General features: G+C 56.6%; 17 protein-coding genes and 1 pseudogene. 10 read left to right on the top strand and 8 right to left on the bottom strand.

Annotation, left to right across the window (positions count from 1 at the left end; all coding sequences use genetic code 11):
• Positions 1-77 precede the first annotated feature (77 nt).
• The 3 genes and pseudogenes from SIB83_RS07550 to SIB83_RS07540 all read right to left on the bottom strand — a co-directional run.
• A pseudogene (locus SIB83_RS07550) lies at positions 78-167 on the bottom strand (redox protein); the annotation flags it as partial.
• An 82-nt stretch (positions 168-249) separates the two neighbouring features.
• A complete protein-coding gene (locus SIB83_RS07545; RefSeq protein ID WP_413404739.1) occupies positions 250-1,293 on the bottom strand; it encodes a GTP 3',8-cyclase MoaA in 1,044 nt (347 codons plus the stop codon).
• Positions 1,290-1,874, bottom strand: coding sequence for a molybdenum cofactor guanylyltransferase (locus SIB83_RS07540; protein ID WP_413745437.1), 585 nt, complete (start codon positions 1,872-1,874; stop codon positions 1,290-1,292). The genes SIB83_RS07545 and SIB83_RS07540 overlap by 4 nt, the downstream gene beginning before the upstream one ends.
• Positions 1,875-2,130: 256 nt before the next feature.
• On the opposite strand from SIB83_RS07540, the gene SIB83_RS07535 reads away from it, so the two are divergent.
• Both SIB83_RS07535 and SIB83_RS07530 read left to right on the top strand, forming a co-directional pair.
• Positions 2,131-3,699, top strand: a complete 1,569-nt coding sequence (locus SIB83_RS07535) for a NarK family nitrate/nitrite MFS transporter (RefSeq protein WP_413404735.1) — start codon at positions 2,131-2,133, stop codon at positions 3,697-3,699.
• Positions 3,700-3,778: 79 nt separating this feature from the next.
• Complete coding sequence (locus SIB83_RS07530) at positions 3,779-6,007, top strand: molybdopterin oxidoreductase family protein (RefSeq protein WP_413745436.1); 2,229 nt, start codon at positions 3,779-3,781, stop codon at positions 6,005-6,007.
• Here the strand turns inward: SIB83_RS07530 and SIB83_RS07525 are convergent.
• Complete coding sequence (locus tag SIB83_RS07525) at positions 5,988-6,455, bottom strand: nitrate reductase associated protein (protein ID WP_413404731.1); 468 nt, start codon at positions 6,453-6,455, stop codon at positions 5,988-5,990. The genes SIB83_RS07530 and SIB83_RS07525 overlap by 20 nt on opposite strands.
• Before the next feature lie 295 nt (positions 6,456-6,750).
• Between SIB83_RS07525 and SIB83_RS07520 the strand changes: the two genes are divergently transcribed.
• From SIB83_RS07520 to SIB83_RS07510, 3 genes are read left to right on the top strand one after another with little or no spacing between them, the layout of a single operon-like run.
• Positions 6,751-6,966, top strand: a complete 216-nt coding sequence (locus SIB83_RS07520) for a hypothetical protein (RefSeq protein WP_413745435.1) — start codon at positions 6,751-6,753, stop codon at positions 6,964-6,966.
• 37 nt (positions 6,967-7,003) lie between these two features.
• Positions 7,004-7,480, top strand: a complete 477-nt coding sequence (gene moaC, locus SIB83_RS07515) for a cyclic pyranopterin monophosphate synthase MoaC (RefSeq protein ID WP_413404725.1) — start codon at positions 7,004-7,006, stop codon at positions 7,478-7,480.
• Positions 7,449-8,732 carry a molybdopterin molybdotransferase MoeA gene (locus tag SIB83_RS07510; RefSeq protein WP_413745434.1) on the top strand — a complete coding sequence of 428 codons (1,284 nt, stop codon included), beginning with the start codon at positions 7,449-7,451 and terminating at the stop codon, positions 8,730-8,732. Before moaC ends, SIB83_RS07510 begins: the two co-directional genes overlap by 32 nt.
• A gap of 13 nt (positions 8,733-8,745) precedes the next feature.
• On the opposite strand, the gene SIB83_RS07505 is transcribed toward SIB83_RS07510, so the two are convergent.
• Positions 8,746-9,102 (bottom strand): molybdopterin synthase catalytic subunit, encoded by a 357-nt coding sequence (locus SIB83_RS07505; RefSeq protein ID WP_413745422.1) that lies wholly within the window; start codon positions 9,100-9,102, stop codon positions 8,746-8,748.
• Between the two features lie 92 nt (positions 9,103-9,194).
• Positions 9,195-9,458: a MoaD/ThiS family protein gene (locus SIB83_RS07500; protein ID WP_413745433.1), complete on the bottom strand. Its 264-nt coding sequence runs from the start codon at positions 9,456-9,458 to the stop codon at positions 9,195-9,197.
• Positions 9,459-9,519: 61 nt separating this feature from the next.
• Between SIB83_RS07500 and moaB the strand changes: the two genes are divergently transcribed.
• Positions 9,520-10,035 (top strand): molybdenum cofactor biosynthesis protein B, encoded by a 516-nt coding sequence (moaB, locus tag SIB83_RS07495; protein WP_413404719.1) that lies wholly within the window; start codon positions 9,520-9,522, stop codon positions 10,033-10,035.
• 3 nt (positions 10,036-10,038) lie between these two features.
• Here the strand turns inward: moaB and cobA are convergent, their stop codons facing one another.
• Positions 10,039-10,827, bottom strand: coding sequence for a uroporphyrinogen-III C-methyltransferase (gene cobA, locus SIB83_RS07490; protein ID WP_413404717.1), 789 nt, complete (start codon positions 10,825-10,827; stop codon positions 10,039-10,041).
• Positions 10,824-11,483: a DNA mismatch repair protein MutS gene (locus tag SIB83_RS07485; RefSeq protein ID WP_413745432.1), complete on the bottom strand. Its 660-nt coding sequence runs from the start codon at positions 11,481-11,483 to the stop codon at positions 10,824-10,826. The genes cobA and SIB83_RS07485 overlap by 4 nt, the downstream gene beginning before the upstream one ends.
• A gap of 27 nt (positions 11,484-11,510) precedes the next feature.
• On the opposite strand from SIB83_RS07485, the gene SIB83_RS07480 reads away from it, so the two are divergent.
• From SIB83_RS07480 to SIB83_RS07465, 4 genes are all read left to right on the top strand, one after another.
• On the top strand, positions 11,511-11,759 hold the full coding sequence (locus SIB83_RS07480) for a hypothetical protein (protein WP_413404713.1): 249 nt from the start codon (positions 11,511-11,513) through the stop codon (positions 11,757-11,759).
• A 250-nt stretch (positions 11,760-12,009) separates the two neighbouring features.
• On the top strand, positions 12,010-13,557 hold the full coding sequence (locus SIB83_RS07475; RefSeq protein WP_413745431.1) for a ferredoxin--nitrite reductase: 1,548 nt from the start codon (positions 12,010-12,012) through the stop codon (positions 13,555-13,557).
• 310 nt (positions 13,558-13,867) lie between these two features.
• Entirely contained in the window at positions 13,868-14,758 is an 891-nt protein-coding gene (locus tag SIB83_RS07470; RefSeq protein ID WP_413747325.1) for a formate/nitrite transporter family protein, read from the top strand.
• A gap of 9 nt (positions 14,759-14,767) precedes the next feature.
• Complete coding sequence (locus SIB83_RS07465; protein ID WP_413747243.1) at positions 14,768-15,499, top strand: HEAT repeat domain-containing protein; 732 nt, start codon at positions 14,768-14,770, stop codon at positions 15,497-15,499.
• Positions 15,500-15,511 lie beyond the last annotated feature (12 nt).

Genomic DNA, 15,511 nt, shown 5'->3' with positions numbered 1-15,511 from the left:
GGCTCTCCTCTGGGAAAGAGCAACTATTGGACTAAAATAAATAAACTATATTTGAAAAAATAGTGGCAATTTTAATAGTCATGATCATTCGACGCTTCGACCGTAACGTCGAAAAAACGCACGGAAGGGGTGTCGCGAAATCGCTCATAAGACAACAGTTTAAACATCACCGATGAGCCAATTCATGGCCCGAATACTGAACTGCTTTTACCAAGACTTTTCCGCTCAAACAGTGGCGCCGATCACAGTTCATCCACCTAAGTAAGCCATTTCCGCGCGAGGTGCCGCCCCTGAAGCAGCTCGGCCTTCTTCGCTGTAGTGATCCTGCCTCCGCTGCCAGAGAGTACAGATCGCTCGCTCCAGGTCATGATCACTGGTCATGGCCGGTTTCAGATCCGTTCCTTGCCCTGCAAACAGACACGTGAAGGCTTGTCCGTCAGCGGTGATGCGCAGCCTGTTGCAGTCTCCGCAGAACGGCTCACTGATAGAGGCGATCACACCAATGGCAGCGACGCCATCGCGGTAACGCCAGCGCAAGGCAGTACCACCAGGTGATCGACCGAGTGACAACAACGGCCATTGGCGACTGATGCGATCAACCATCACAGCTGCAGGCAGCACCTGCTCCATGGCCCAGCCGTTGCGATTACCCACATCCATGTATTCAATCAAACGCAGCTCCAGCAATTGCTGACGCGCCAACCTCGCTAATGGAATCAACTGATCGTCGTTCACGCCGCGCTGGATCACCGCATTGAGCTTCAAAGCCCCGACAGCGGGGTCAAATCCGGCCGAACGAGCTGCTTCAAGACCCCCCAGCACCTGCTGAATCAGACGATTTCCAGCGGATTCGCCACCGCGCAAACCAGCCATGCGCGCGACCACCGCACCCTCGACCGCATCAAGACTGATGGTGATCCGTTCGAGGCCTGCAGAGCGAAGAGCACGGGCCCGCTCCTGCGTCAGCAAGACTCCGTTGCTGGTGAGAGCCACCTGCCTCAGACCCTGCAGAGGATCTCCGGGAGTGGCACGTCCCAAAGCCACCTGCTCAAGCAGCGGAAGCAACCGATCGCTCAGTAACGGTTCGCCTCCAGTGAGCCGCAGGGTGTGGACCCCCAACCGGGAAGCAGCCCGAATCAGGCGCACTTGTTGCTCGAGGCTGAGCAGGCCTGGGGGATCCACAGCGTCGGGGCAGCAATAAGGACAAGCCAGATTGCAGCGTGCCGTGAGCGACATCCGCAGAACCCCGAGCGCTCGAGCCCGCTGGTCGGTGGGGGCAGATCCGGCAATCATCCAGTTAACGCTGCCAGATCAATGGGCCGATTGACATTGACCAACTGATCAGAAGGAAGGTTCACCGTTTCATGGGGTATGCGTGCAAGCCAGCCGCGCCAACGGGCCTTCCCCTCCGTTAGCTCATCATCAAGCGCCTGGCGATAGAGCGCACCGCATGGATAGATGCCAAAGAGGTGTTGGAGCCTGGAGCCGTCATCGGCAACAAGCGCCGTGGATGGCTGCGGCCTCCAGCAACGGATGAGCTGCTGCAATGCCTCAGAACGCAAGCCCGGCATATCCACAGGCAACGTGAGCAGCGCTTCATCATCACGATCGTGCAGCACACAGCTCAAGGCCCAGAGGGGACCTGCCGGGTGCCAGGGCTCAGCTTGAACAGTCACACCTTCGCAGGAACTGAGCAGCGCATGATGACGGCCATGACCCGTCAGCACGCAAACCTCAAGACCCACTGAGCGCAACAGTTGGACCTGAGCCTCAAGCCAACTCGATCCGTCCGGATGGGTGAGCAGAGCCTTGTCTGCACCCATGCGTCGACTGGCACCACCGGCAAGAACAACGCCCAGAAGACGACGAGACATAGAGCCAAAGATCTTGTGCCTTGGTAACACCTCAGACCAACGACATTGCAGTTACAACAACTACCAAAAAGATCCGAATCAAAAAAACACATAATTGACACAGGCCTGTCATGGCTGAAATTTTGTAACCGATGCAACGATTCATGGAACCGGCAAATGGTGCAATTATCCGGCGGTCTGCATGAGCGCCGCATTTTGAAATCCTGAGTGCCTTCTTTTCGACACCGGGGTTTGAATCTCCACACCAACAAACCCCATGCTTGGCGAACTCTGGTCATTCCAGGGGAGATACCGAACACTTCATCTCACCTGGTTTGCATTCTTTTTAACTTTTGTCGTTTGGTTCAATTTGGCGCCACTGGCCACAACAGTGAAGGCGGATCTCGGACTGACGGTTGGTCAGATCCGCACGGTTGCAATCTGCAATGTTGCGCTCACCATCCCAGCTCGTGTGCTGATTGGCATGTTGCTGGATAAATTCGGCCCTCGACTCACCTATTCCACCCTGCTGGTGTTCTCGGTGATTCCCTGCCTGTTGTTTGCCTCCGCACAGGATTTCAATCAACTGGTGGTGGCTCGTCTGCTGCTTTCCATCGTGGGCGCCGGCTTCGTGATCGGGATTCGCATGGTGGCCGAATGGTTCCCACCCAAAGAGATCGGCCTGGCAGAGGGCATCTATGGCGGCTGGGGCAACTTCGGCTCCGCTTTTTCGGCGCTGAGCCTGGTTGCAGTGGCTGGCTATCTCTCCTTCTCCGGTGGATTCGATCTGCCAACTGGCGCCACCCTGAACTGGAGAGGAGCGATTGCATTAACGGGAATCATCTCGGCCGTGTATGGCGTGATTTACTTCTTCAACGTCACCGACACCCCTCCCGGAAAGGACTATCAACGCCCTGAAAAGACTGCAGGTCTTGAAGTCACGTCGATGAGAGATTTCTGGGGATTGCTGGGCATGAATGTTCCCTTCGCAGCAATCCTCTGTGTTCTCTGCTGGAGACTCCAGAAAGTTGGATTCCTGAACGCTGGAACTTATCCACTGGCCCTGCTGGCTGTACTCGTCTGGTTCATCTTCCAGACCTGGGGAATCATCCGCACCAACCGTGATCTGATCATGGGAATCAAGGTATATCCCAAGGAAGATCGTTATGAGTTCCGCCAGGTGGCCATCCTCGAACTCACCTACATCGTGAACTTCGGTTCCGAACTGGCTGTGGTTTCGATGCTGCCAACGTTCTTTGAAACCACATTCGACCTGCCGAAAGCAACAGCAGGAATCCTGGCCTCCTGTTTCGCCTTCGTGAACCTGATCGCTCGTCCAGCCGGTGGTCTGATCTCCGACAAACTCGGCAGTAGAAAAAACACCATGGGCTTTCTCACAGCCGGCCTCGGCATCGGCTATCTGGTGATGAGCTTGATCAAACCGGGCACATTCAGCGGTTCCACAGGCATCTTCATTGCTGTTGTGATCACCATGCTTGCTTCCTTCTTCGTTCAATCAGGGGAAGGCGCAACATTCGCCCTCGTGCCGCTGGTGAAGCGACGCGTCACCGGTCAGGTGGCAGGTCTGGTTGGGGCCTACGGCAACGTTGGCGCCGTGACGTACCTCACCATTTTCAGCCTGCTGCCGCTCTGGATGGGTGGAGGGAAGGATCCTTCCCCTGAGGTGATCGCAGCCTCCAACAGTGCGTTTTTCCAGATTCTGGGAATCGCAGGCCTGATCGTGGCTTTCTTCTGCTTCTTCTTCCTCAAGGAACCCAAGGGATCCTTCGATGAGTTGCATGAAGGCGAAAGTCCCGCGTCATCAGCTCCTGCCCTGGCTCGCTGAGCCATCAGCACACTCGACTGAGATCACTGATCCCTTGTGCTGAAAGCACCGGGGATCTTGCATTCCATCAGATTCTTTGATGACCAGTCCCTGCAAGAGCATTCAGAGTCAGTGCCCTTACTGCGGCGTGGGCTGCGGTCTGGAACTGATGCCACCGGGAGAAGCGGGAAAATCTGTGAAACGGGATGCCGAGGGCAACCCGATGTGGACTGCGCGTGGCAACAAACAGCATCCTTCCAACCTGGGACAGGTCTGCATCAAAGGGGCCACGGTGGGAGAAACCTTGGCCAAGGGAAGGCTCACTCAGCCCCTCTACCGACCGACTTTCAATGATGATTTCCAGCCGATCAGCTGGGAAAGTGCCTTTGACCTGCTGACAGGGCGGATTCGCAGCACCCTCAGCGGCAAAGGTGCAGATGCCATTGCCATGTATGGCTCGGGCCAGTTCCACACCGAGGACTACTACATGGCTCAGAAGCTTTTGAAAGGAGCTCTGGGCACCAACAACTTTGATGCCAATTCCCGCCTTTGCATGAGTTCAGCGGTGGCCGGCTATACCCGCAGCCTTGGCTCGGACGGTCCTCCCTGTTGCTACGAGGATCTGGATCACTGTTCCGTGGCATTCCTGATCGGAACAAACACGGCCGAATGCCACCCCGTGCTGTTCCAGCGCCTGCTCAAACGCAAAAAACGTGATCCCAAGGGCCTCACCATCGTTGTCGTGGACCCTCGTTGCACAGACACAGCCAAGATTGCAGACCATCATCTAGCCATCGCTCCGGGCACTGATCTCGCCCTGCTCCACGGTCTGGCTCGACTCGTGATTGAAGACAACGGCTTCGACAGCGATTTCATCGATGCCGCGACCGAAGGGTTCTCTGACTACGCCAAGACCATCAATACCTGGACAGCGGAAGAAACCGCCAGGCTCTGCGGGATCACAGAACAGGAACTGCGTGACGTTGGCAGGCTCTGGAGCCGCAGAGCAGGCATCCTCAGCCTCTGGTCCATGGGCGTGAACCAACGCAGGGAGGGCACAGCTGTGGTGAGTGGGCTGATCAATCTGCATCTGCTCACCGGTGAAATCGGTAAGCCCGGTGCAGGGCCGTTTTCACTGACAGGCCAGCCCAATGCCATGGGCGGCCGTGAAGCCGGAGGACTGGCCCACCTGCTGCCGGGCTACAGGCTGGTCACCAACCCGGACCATCGCTCCGAAGTGGAGCAGGCCTGGGGATTGGCCTCAGGATCCATCGCTGCAGAACCAGGACTGAGTGCCTGGCAACAGGTGGAAGCCATGGAGCGGGGTGAACTGGATCTCTGGTGGGTCGCTGCCACAAACCCCCTGGTCAGCATGCCTGATCTGGAGCGAGTCAAGGCAGCCATGGAACGCTGCCCGCTCGTGGTGGTGAGCGAGGCCTATGCCGACACGGAAACATCTCACTACGCCCACCTGCTGCTGCCTGCATCGCAGTGGAGCGAAAAGTCTGGAGCCATGACCAATTCGGAGCGCCGCGTGACGCTCTGCCCGGCGTTCAGACCACAGCATGGCGACAGCCGACCCGATTGGGAGGTCTTCGCAGAGCTCGGACGCCGACTGGGATTCGTCGATCAGTTCACTTACGCCTCAGCAGCAGAGGTCTACAGCGAATTTGCCGCTCTGTCCGCAAGCCGGATCTGTGATGTTTCAGGGCTTAGCCACCAGCTGCTGAACGAGCATGGTCCCCAGCAATGGCCTTTCCCCCTCGGCCATGAGCCGACGCAAGCAGCCAAGCGTCTGTACGTCGGCAAGCGATTCCCGACAGCCAACGGGCGTGCCCGGTTCCAGTCGGATGCTCCGCTGGGCCTGGCGGAACCACCCTGTGAGATTTATCCACTGGTGCTCACCGTTGGTCGCTATCTCGGTCAGTGGCACACGATGACACGCACTGGAAAAGTAAAACGCCTGAACAGCATGCACCCGGAACCCCGCCTGGAGATTCATCCCAGTGATGCGGAACAATTCGCCATCGAAGACGGGGGCCTGGCAGCGATCACCTCCAGGCGAGGCACTCTCACAGCACGCGTCAGCGTGACCGATCGAATCCGCAAAGGCTCAGTCTTTCTGCCGATGCACTGGGGATTCACGCACTCCGAAGCCTGCGAGGCCAACACCCTGATGCATGATCAGGCCTGCCCGATCTCCAAACAACCTGAGCTCAAGGCAACAGCAGTGGTGGTTGCCCCTGCCGTCTCGGTGATGCAACCGGTCGAACAACAGAGCGGCCGACTGGAGAGGCTGCGCAGGATGCTCACCCCAGCACTTCGCTGAACGCGGCATCAAGATTGTGATGATCATGGCCAGGACGCGCCAGCTTGCAGAGGGCGAAGCGATCCAGCTCCCGCAGCTTCATCCAGGTCTGAGACGTCAGAACGATGCCACGAAGTCGAGCCGCATCCAGAAGCTGAGCCGGAAGCTGAGCCGGTTGCTGCCATGGCTCCTCCACTGCAGGTGGCAGATCTTTGACCATGCCATCAGCCATCGCAGCGGTGCAGGCGCGCAGATGTTCACGCATCTGCGCCAAGTGCTCGGGGGAATCGCCCCAGTCGACCAGGCCCTGGCGCTGCTCATGACTCATCGCCAACCAGTGACTGAGCTTGAGCTTGATGCCTGCCAAATCAAGTTTGCGGCGAACACATAAAGGAATACATCGCCAGGAGCCGATGAAGTCCTGTTCAAATGCAAAACAGTGCCGCGACTGATCCAGTTGCGGATGCATTGGTAGTAACAACAACAGTTTGCATATCTCTAGCTGGAAACAGTGGCAACAACGACCAACGACGCAGCGCGAAGCAGAGATGCTCAACACAACGTTGATCACTTCAATGCGTTTCGCCCTCTGTCTGGGAATGATTTTTGGCTCGGCCCATGGCTGGTTGGCCTCCGAGGGACTTGCTTCCGGCCTCCTGCTGATTCACTCCCAGCAAGATGGGTCGTCACTGCAAAGTTTCAGTGAGCTCAGTAGCGATTCCTACAGTTTTTATCCATAGTGAAAGGAGATTGTCCATTTCCGAATGGTTCGCTCCTACTCGACAACCAGCGCAAGCCGCAGCCCGATCACCGTTGCAGCAGGTTTCATCGGCGCATTCATTGTGGCCTCTCTGGCCGTACAGATGGTCCGGAGCCAACGAGCCGCAGTCGCTCCCGTCGAGACATCACCGTCTTCAACCCAGGTCGAGCCCGTGATCACCTCCCAGGCTGCAATGTGGTCGGTGCTGGGTGAGCGCTGATCAACACTGACGAACTCAGTCAGCACCCGATTCATCGATGTCTGAACAGCTTTCGCACCTCACCAATCAGGGTGAGGTGCACATGGTTGAAGTCGGTGATCGTGCCATCACCAAACGCGAGGCGACCGCGATGGGTTCGCTGGTGATGCGCAGATCCACATTGGATCTGGTGCTGAACGGCGGAACATCCAAAGGAGACTTGATGGCCGTGGCACGCGTTGCTGCCATTCAAGCCGCCAAGCGCACATCCGAGCTCATTCCTCTTTGCCACCCTTTGCCCCTGAGCGGCATCGACGTAGAGATTGAACCGGACTCTTCGTTGCCTGGTCTGACGGTGCAGGTCAGCTGTCGCACGACCGGTCAGACCGGCGTTGAGATGGAGGCGATGACCAGCGTCTCCATCGGGCTGGTGACTCTCTACGACATGTTGAAGTCGGTTGAGCCTGGCATGACGATCAACCGAATTCAGCTGCTGCACAAAGATGGGGGTCGCCATGGCAGCTGGAGCTGCTGACCCCTATGGCCGCGAGGGCCTGCAGCTTGCGGAGGCTCGAACGCGTGTGCTGAACGCGATCCAAGGGGGAACGACACAACGTGCTGAAGCGTCCATCGAGACGGTTTCACTGGCAGACGCTCTGGAACGCGTGAACGCAGCGGCCGTGCTGGCCAGGGCCGATGTTCCCGGCTTCAGGGCATCGATCATGGACGGCTATGCCCTGGGCCAAAGTCAGCAACCAGCCGTTGATGACACCTGGACATTGGTGGGGCGATCCGCGCCGGCCGCCCCTTACCCCACTGTGCTTGCCCATGGTGAAGCCATTCGAATTCTCACCGGTGCACCCTTGCCTGAAGGGGCTGACTGGGTTCTTCCTCAGGAACTGGTTCAGAGGGTGAACGACAGTCTTTGCTTGACACACGAGGCCTCGGCCAACCCATGGATCCGGCCGGCCAACGAGGAATGCAGTCAAGGATCCACCTTGCTGAAGCCGGGACAGCGCCTCGGACTTGCAGATCTTGCCCAAGCTGCCAGCTGTGGCGTCCGGCAACTGAATGTTTATCGCCAACCACGCATCGGGCTGCTGATCAGCGGCGATGAACTGGTCTCTCCGGGTGAACAACGACCTGAGGGAGCCATCTGGGAAAGCAACAGCACCCTGCTGAAAGGGCTGCTGAAACGTCTGGGCTATCAAGCATGGGATTGCCGTGTGGTGGCGGATCAACCGCAGATCCTGCGCAAAACGATCGTTGAGTTGAGCTCCAGTTGTGATGTATTAGTGAGTACCGGAGGTGTCTCCGCCGGTGACAGCGACTGGATCCGACCGTTGATGACGGAGCTTGGCGAGGTGGACTTCTGGAAACTGTTCCTCAAACCGGGTCGGCCTTTCGCCTTTGGCTGCGTGGGCAATAACGTTCCGTTCTTTGGGCTGCCAGGCAATCCCGTTGCAGCAGCCGTCACGGCATTGCAGCTGCTCTGGCCAGCGCTGCAGCTGCTGGAGGGCCAGCAGGAACCGGAGCTGTTACCGCGACTGCGGGTAAGCCTTGAGACGCCTTACCGGCGCAGGCCGGGACGGCCGGAACTGGCTCGAGCTTCATTGGTCTGTTCTGCTGACGGAGAACTGCGTGCCCGGGTCGATGGATCCCAGGCCTCCTCACGTATCGGCTCTCTCCAGAATGTTGATCTGCTGTTGGAGATCCCTGCGGAGTCAGGCGAACTGGGACGCGGAGATCAACTCTGGGCGCAACTGCTGCGTCGGCGATTGCTCTGAAACACCGTTTGGGTCACAGCGGTGTGTTCTCCGACAGCCAGGTCCCAACGCCATGACTCCATTCCCGCTTCCAAAAGGGAGCGTCATGCTTGAGAGCCTCAAGCAAGGCGGTACAGCAGCGTTGTGCAGGTCCACGCCGATCAGCGCTGATCGCCACCAAAACGATCAACTCGCCAGGCAGCAACCGGCCAACACGGTGCAGCACAAGCGCGGAACGGCAACCATGGTGCTGCAACAGCTGGTGAGCTGAGCCCTCAATCAAACGTTCGCACAATCCCGGATAGTGACTGAGCTCCAGGGCCTCCAGCGGCTGTCCATCCATGGCGACATCACGCACGCGGCCCATGAAGATCGCGGTGGCGGCATCCATCCGGCACCGCAACCAGGCGTCGAACTGCAAGACGCCCGAGATGGGTTGGTCATGAATGACAATCTGGACCTCGTCAGGCTTCTGCAGCACGGTCAACCTCCTGTGAATGGCGGCAGGAAAGCCAGTTCATCTCCCGCTTGCACTGGGTGGTCGGCGCTGACGATGTGCTGGTTGATGGCAACAAGCACCACCTGGGGTAAGTCACCCAGTTCAAGCTGATCCCAGATCTCTCTGGCTGTCTGCACAGCCTGCGCATTCAGTGCAATACAACGATCAGACCAACCCGCCTGGTCCCGCAGTGAGGCAAACAACAACACCTTCACCGAAGGTGGCGCATCGGATTGCCCCTGATTCATCCCTGCCATACGAAACCTTCACGGTTCTAGCGTTTGTCGATCACACCTCCATCAACGCTGCGTGCTGTCCATTGCCCTGCTGACGATTTCAGACAGTCGGACCCTGGAGAACGACCCGAGCGGAGATCTGCTTCAGCAACGACTGATCGATGCCGGTCATCACTTGCAGACTCGTGCAATCTGTCCCGACGATCGCTATCGGATTCGAGCGATCGTCAGCCAATGGATCGTCGATTCAGACGTTGACGTGGTGATCACCACAGGCGGCACAGGCCTGACTGGGCGCGACGGCAGCCCTGAAGCGATCGGCCCCTTGCTGGACAAGACCATCGATGGGTTCGGCGAACTGTTCCGGATGCTCTCGTTCCAGACCATCGGCACAAGCAGCCTGCAGAGTCGCTGCCTCGCCGGAGTGGCCAACGGCACGTTCATCTTCGTTCTGCCTGGATCACAGGATGCCGTCACCACAGCCTGGGAGAAACTGATCTCAGCCCAGCTGAACAGCGAAACCCGCCCCTGCAATCTGGCGCAGCTCAAATCAAGGCTTAAGGAATCCGCAGATCAGCCACCAAGCTGACCATCAGAACGGGATCGGCATGGTGACATCGGCCGGCCGCGGGGCACAGGATTTCACCTGCTCATTCACCACATCTCCAACCACAATCACGGAGGGCGAGGCAAAGCCTTCACTGCGGGTGCGCGCAGCAACGTCTGAAAGAGTCGCCTTGAGACAACGTTGCCCGGCCACAGTCCCCTGCTGAATCACAGCCACAGGGGTCTCAGCACTGAGACCACCTGCCTCCAGCTCAGCGGCGATCTTCGGAAGGTTGTGCAGACCCATGTAGATGACCAGACCATCACTGGCTGTAGCCAGTGAGCGCCAATTCACACTGGGGCGTCGCTTGTCGATCTCCTCATGACCGGTCACAAAGGTGACGGATGAGCCGGCACGACGATGGGTCACAGGAATCCCTGCGTACGCGGGTGCAGCGATTCCAGCGGTCACCCCAGGCACAACCTGAACGGAAACACCATGTTTCACCAGATGCGCAGCTTCCTCGCCACCGCGTCCGAACAGAAAGGGATCTCCGCCCTTGAGGCGCACAATGCAGCGGTGGCGAGCTGCAAGCTTCACCAGCACCGCATTCGTACTGGGCTGCGGAACTGAGTGATGCCCACGCCGCTTGCCCACGAAATGGCGCTCACAGTGCTCGGGCACCAGATCAAGAACCTCGCGAGGAACAAGAGAGTCGTAAACCAGTGCATCACAGCATCCCAGCAGGCGATGGGCCCTCACAGTGAGTAAATCCGGATCTCCAGGGCCTGCACCGACGAGATAGACGGTCCCGATGGGTTCAGCAGTCGTCACGGCAGAGCGGCAAGCAAGTCGATCAGGCCCTGACGAATCAGAGCCAGATCAAGCAGCGGTGGAAGACCTCCAGCCTCGCTCAGTGCCTCCGTCATGCGATTGGGGGCAAGCGCAAGCATCAGTGGGTCAGCCTCGGGATGGCTTTTCTGATAGTCAGACCAATCGTCGAAGGACAGCAGCGGCAGCCCCATGCGCTCAGACAACTCGAGCAGGAAACTGTCAGCTTCTTCGGAACTCAATGGGTGATGAACCAGCACTGAGCTCTGGGAAGCAAAGGGCTGAAGCGCTTCAGCCACGAGAGCCCACCAACATTGCCAAGACCCAAGGAAAGGAAGCAAATCGACATCCGCACCTTCTCGCTGCATGCGCTGTCTGATCTCAAGCACATCCGCACGCGCATGCGATCCCGGCCATAACAACAAAGGCACCAACCAACTGGCCTGTTCTGGACTCACAGGTGGAGTATCGGCAGTCAGCACTTCCAGCTGCACAGGAGCCTGACGACGCTGCTGGAGGGACTTCTGCAGCTCAATCAATGATTCGGGAACGACGCCGCCTGAGCGTCCATGCACAACCAACCTGATCGCTCGCTGACAACGAAGATCATCGTTCCGTAGCAATGGCCACGGATCAAAGGTCGAACTGACTGTTGTCATCGATGGATCGTCATTGCTCCTGCTGCCATGTCTCGCCGTCGATCCATTGATCGCACTGTCTCTGAAGGTCGGTTCCGACGAGACTCCACCGATCAAAGCTATCGCTCGGAAAGGGCTCACCGTCATTGGCATACCGATGACAGACGCAGCAGCAGCAGCAGAGACGCCCGGTTCCAAAGTGAGCTCGACCGGGATTTCGCCGCCATGAAACGCGTCTGGCAGATGCTTCGCTACGGGGCGATCCGAATGATTGGCGAAGTTGGACGTCAATACTGAGTCCGCGAAAGGCAGCCTTCTAGGGCTCCGCCGGGCGGATGAGATGTAGCCACAGTCACCAATTCGTCCATCCCATTTGAAATAAACAGTCAGCTGGGGAAATTGTTCAATCCACTACCGACAGACCCCTGACAAGCCTCTTAACTGCTGTAAAAGCGCTCACCTTCTTTTTGAAGCGCAGGTCATCTTGACCCTTTGATTGATCTACAGCAATTCATGATCAATCATTTGCCCCTCGCTGAACAAGATCATGACGATTAGCTCTCCTTCCAGGCCTTATCTGGATGGCAAGAAGCTTAATAAGATTGAACAGAACAAGTCGGCCAAAGATGGCCTGCTGGTTGGTAGTGAAATTGAGAAGTTTGCTGAAATGGGCTGGGAGCAGGTTGATGAAACCGATCTTCAACTGCGCTTGAAATGGTATGGAATGTTTTGGCGTCCAAAAACGCCAGGCAAATTCATGCTGCGCCTGCGGGTTCCCAACGGTGTACTCTCTGCCCAACAGTTACGCGTCATCGGCTCCATTGTTGAACGCTATGGCGAAAACGGCAGCTGTGACATCACCACCAGGCAGAACTTGCAACTGAGAGGAGTGCTTCTTGGCGACCTGCCGGAAATCCTCAAGCGGCTTGAAGAAGCTGATCTGAGTACGATCCAGTCGGGTTTTGATAATCCCCGCAATGTCACCGGAAACCCAATTGCTGGAATTGATCCACAGGAAATCCTCGATACCAGACCTTACACAGATGAACTAGAAAACTTTTTAACCAATCACCGCAAAGGCAATCCTGAATACTCCAATCTCCCCAGAAAGTGGAATACGGCAGTTGCCGGTGCAAAAGACAATTTCCTTCTTCACAACGACATTGCCTTCCATCCGGTCGAAAAAGATGGCGTAATGGGTTTCGGTGTGTGGATTGGTGGCATTCTTTCATCACAGATGAATGCCTACGCCATCCCCCTGAATGCCTGGGTCAAGCCAGATGAAATTTGCCGGCTGACCGATACGGTAATTCGGCTCTGGAGAGATAACGGAGAGCGCAACAAGCGCCCGAAAGGACGATTCAGAATGTATCTCGATGAAGTTGGCCACGACAACTTCCGCAAACAGGTTGAAGAACAGTTCGGACCGTTAACACCCGATCCCGGGTCTGTCTTTGACACCACACCCCGATCGCACTACGGCATTCACCCGCAGAAACAGGAAGGGTTGGTCTTTGCTGGGCTCCACGTTCCTGTTGGTCGCCTGACAGCGCAGGATCTTCATGATCTGGCAACGGCGAGCATCACCTACGGAAGTGGAGAAGTGCGGCTCACTGAAGATCAGAACGTGATCATTGTTGGACTACCGCAAGCACAGGTCGAAGCGTTTGAAAACGATCCCCTGCTCGAACGATTTCCGCTCAAGCCTGGTGCGATTTCGGCTGGCACCGTGTCATGCACAGGAAGCACCTATTGCGGATTCGCACTGACCAACACCAAAGATCAAGCCTTGGCCGCTGCCAAAGAGCTCGATCAGGAGCTTGATCTGCCAGAAGAACTGAAAATTCACTGGACAGGTTGCCCCAACAGCTGCGGGCAGGCCTACATGGGTGCAATCGGCCTGACAGGCGCCAAAGCCAAGAACAGTGAGGGCAAAACAGATGATGGCTACACGATGACCCTTGGTGGATCACAGGGACCCAATCCAACGGTGGGTGAATTGCATCAGAAGGCCATTCCGGCCGAAAACATTAAAGAGGTTCTGCGCGACGTGCTGATTGAACGGTTCGGTGCCAAACCACGAACCAAAGGTTGAAACAGGTGCAGAGATCAGTCGTTTTGCCGTGTTGGTGCTGACTTTTTGAGGCCATCACAGCCAAACCAATCATTCAACAAATTTACATCGTTATTTGTATGTCTAGCAACAGCGATTTTTTCTCAAGACTGGTCAACTGGTTTTCGAAAGCTGGTCAAGACAAACAACCGATTTCACGGGCTGAGCATCAGCAGGATGCGTTTTCCAGATTCATGAACAAGATCAGCGGCTAACTGTTGATCTCAGGACTCGATCAACTGCTTCATTTCTTCTTAACCGCATTGAACTCATGAGTGTGACTGCTTCACAGATGGACTACGTCCTACCCAATGAACTTGTCGACGGCATGATCGGCGCCGGCGGCAAAAAATCCACCGTCAGCGTCAAAAACCTCTTGCTCAGGGGATTTTATTCGGGAGCGATCCTTGGCCTGGCCGTGATCCTTGCACTCACAGTAGGGCTCAAAAGTGGACAACCATGGTTGGGCTCGCTGCTCTTCCCATTCGGTTTCGCCAGCATTGTCTTGTTTGGCATGGAGTTGGTCACAGGTAACTTTGCTCTTCTGCCAATGGCCACCTGGGCAGGGAAAAGCACCTGGAGTGCAACCTTTCGAAACTGGGGTTGGGTGTGGCTCGGCAACTGGATCGGAACTGCAGTTGTGGCAGTTCTGATGGCAATCAGCCTGACCAGCGGAGGAACTGTCGATCCTGCATCAGCTGCTGAAGGTGGAGGAATGTGGCAACAGGTGGCAGCAAAAATCATCGCGTTGAATAAAACCAACGTTGTTGTCAAATATGAGAATCTTCAGTCAATGGGATTCTTCCTGGCCATTATTCGAGGTTTGATCGCAAACTGGCTGGTGTGCCTCGGTGTGACCATGGCCCTGGTCAGTAAAAGTGTGCCTGGAAAGATTCTGGCTTGCTGGCTACCCATTACAGCGTTCCAATCAATGGGGATGGAGCACATTGTGGTCAACCAGTTTCTGCACACCGCCGGGCCAATCCTCGGATCTGGAGTTCCCTTCTGGAAATGCATTTTCTGGAACTTCCTGCCCGTCACCATTGGCAACATCATTGGCGGCATGGTGTTCATCGGCATGCTCTTTTACAGCACCTACCGCACCAACATCGAAAACGTGCTGCCAAGTGAACATGATGACAAACTGGAACGTGAACTGGCCGCTGAGCTTGGCGCCCGTTGATTGACATCTGTGTCTTTACCCGAGAATGAAGCCGTTCTCTGGGAACGGCTTTCAAAATCACGACGTGCTCCATTGGAGCCCGAGTGGCTGGGGGAGGTTTACTCTCCCAGCTTTTCAGTTGAGCTTCGCCGTGCACTCTGCGAAAAACTTGGAATGCTGGCTGAACAAGGCTGGCCAATCATTGAACGATTGATTAAGCAGCATGGAGCATTCCCTGATCTTGTTCTGGCCGCCGGACTGTGCCACCAGCAAGGAGCGAGGGACTGGCTGCTTGATCAACTGAAAAACAGCTCCGAATTCGCTGAAGTCAACCTCTGCATCCTTGAGGCATTGTCTTGCTGGGGTGCAGATGTTCCAGAACATGTGGTGAAGGAGTGTTTGCATCACCCCGGACAACATCATCGCTTGGCGGGCTTGCAGTTAGTTGGCTTCCGCGCCCACAGCCTGAGCGACGAGGAATTACTCGTGTTGTGTAATGAACCCCTCAACGATTTCAGGGATCCAGTGGTGATCGCCGCGATTCGGGTGTTGCAACGCAGGGATGGGGCAGCGATCAGTGAACGCCTATCGAATCTGTGCAAAACCGGATCCGACCATGTCGCTGCCGCTGCGTTCCGGGCCCTGGGCTGCATCGCAACTCCGATCAGTCAACGTTGCCTGAAAGAGCTCAGTCAAACCCTCAGTAGTGAATCACGCAAACAATTGGCCTGCCAACAGCTGCAACAGCAATTTCGAAGCTGAACAAACAAAAGC

Source organism: Synechococcus sp. MIT S9507, from assembly GCF_047304715.1.
In the GTDB taxonomy this organism is placed as follows: domain Bacteria; phylum Cyanobacteriota; class Cyanobacteriia; order PCC-6307; family Cyanobiaceae; genus Synechococcus_C.
The sequence above is the reverse complement of the archived record's forward strand: the minus strand, read 5'-3'. Positions and strand labels throughout refer to the sequence as shown.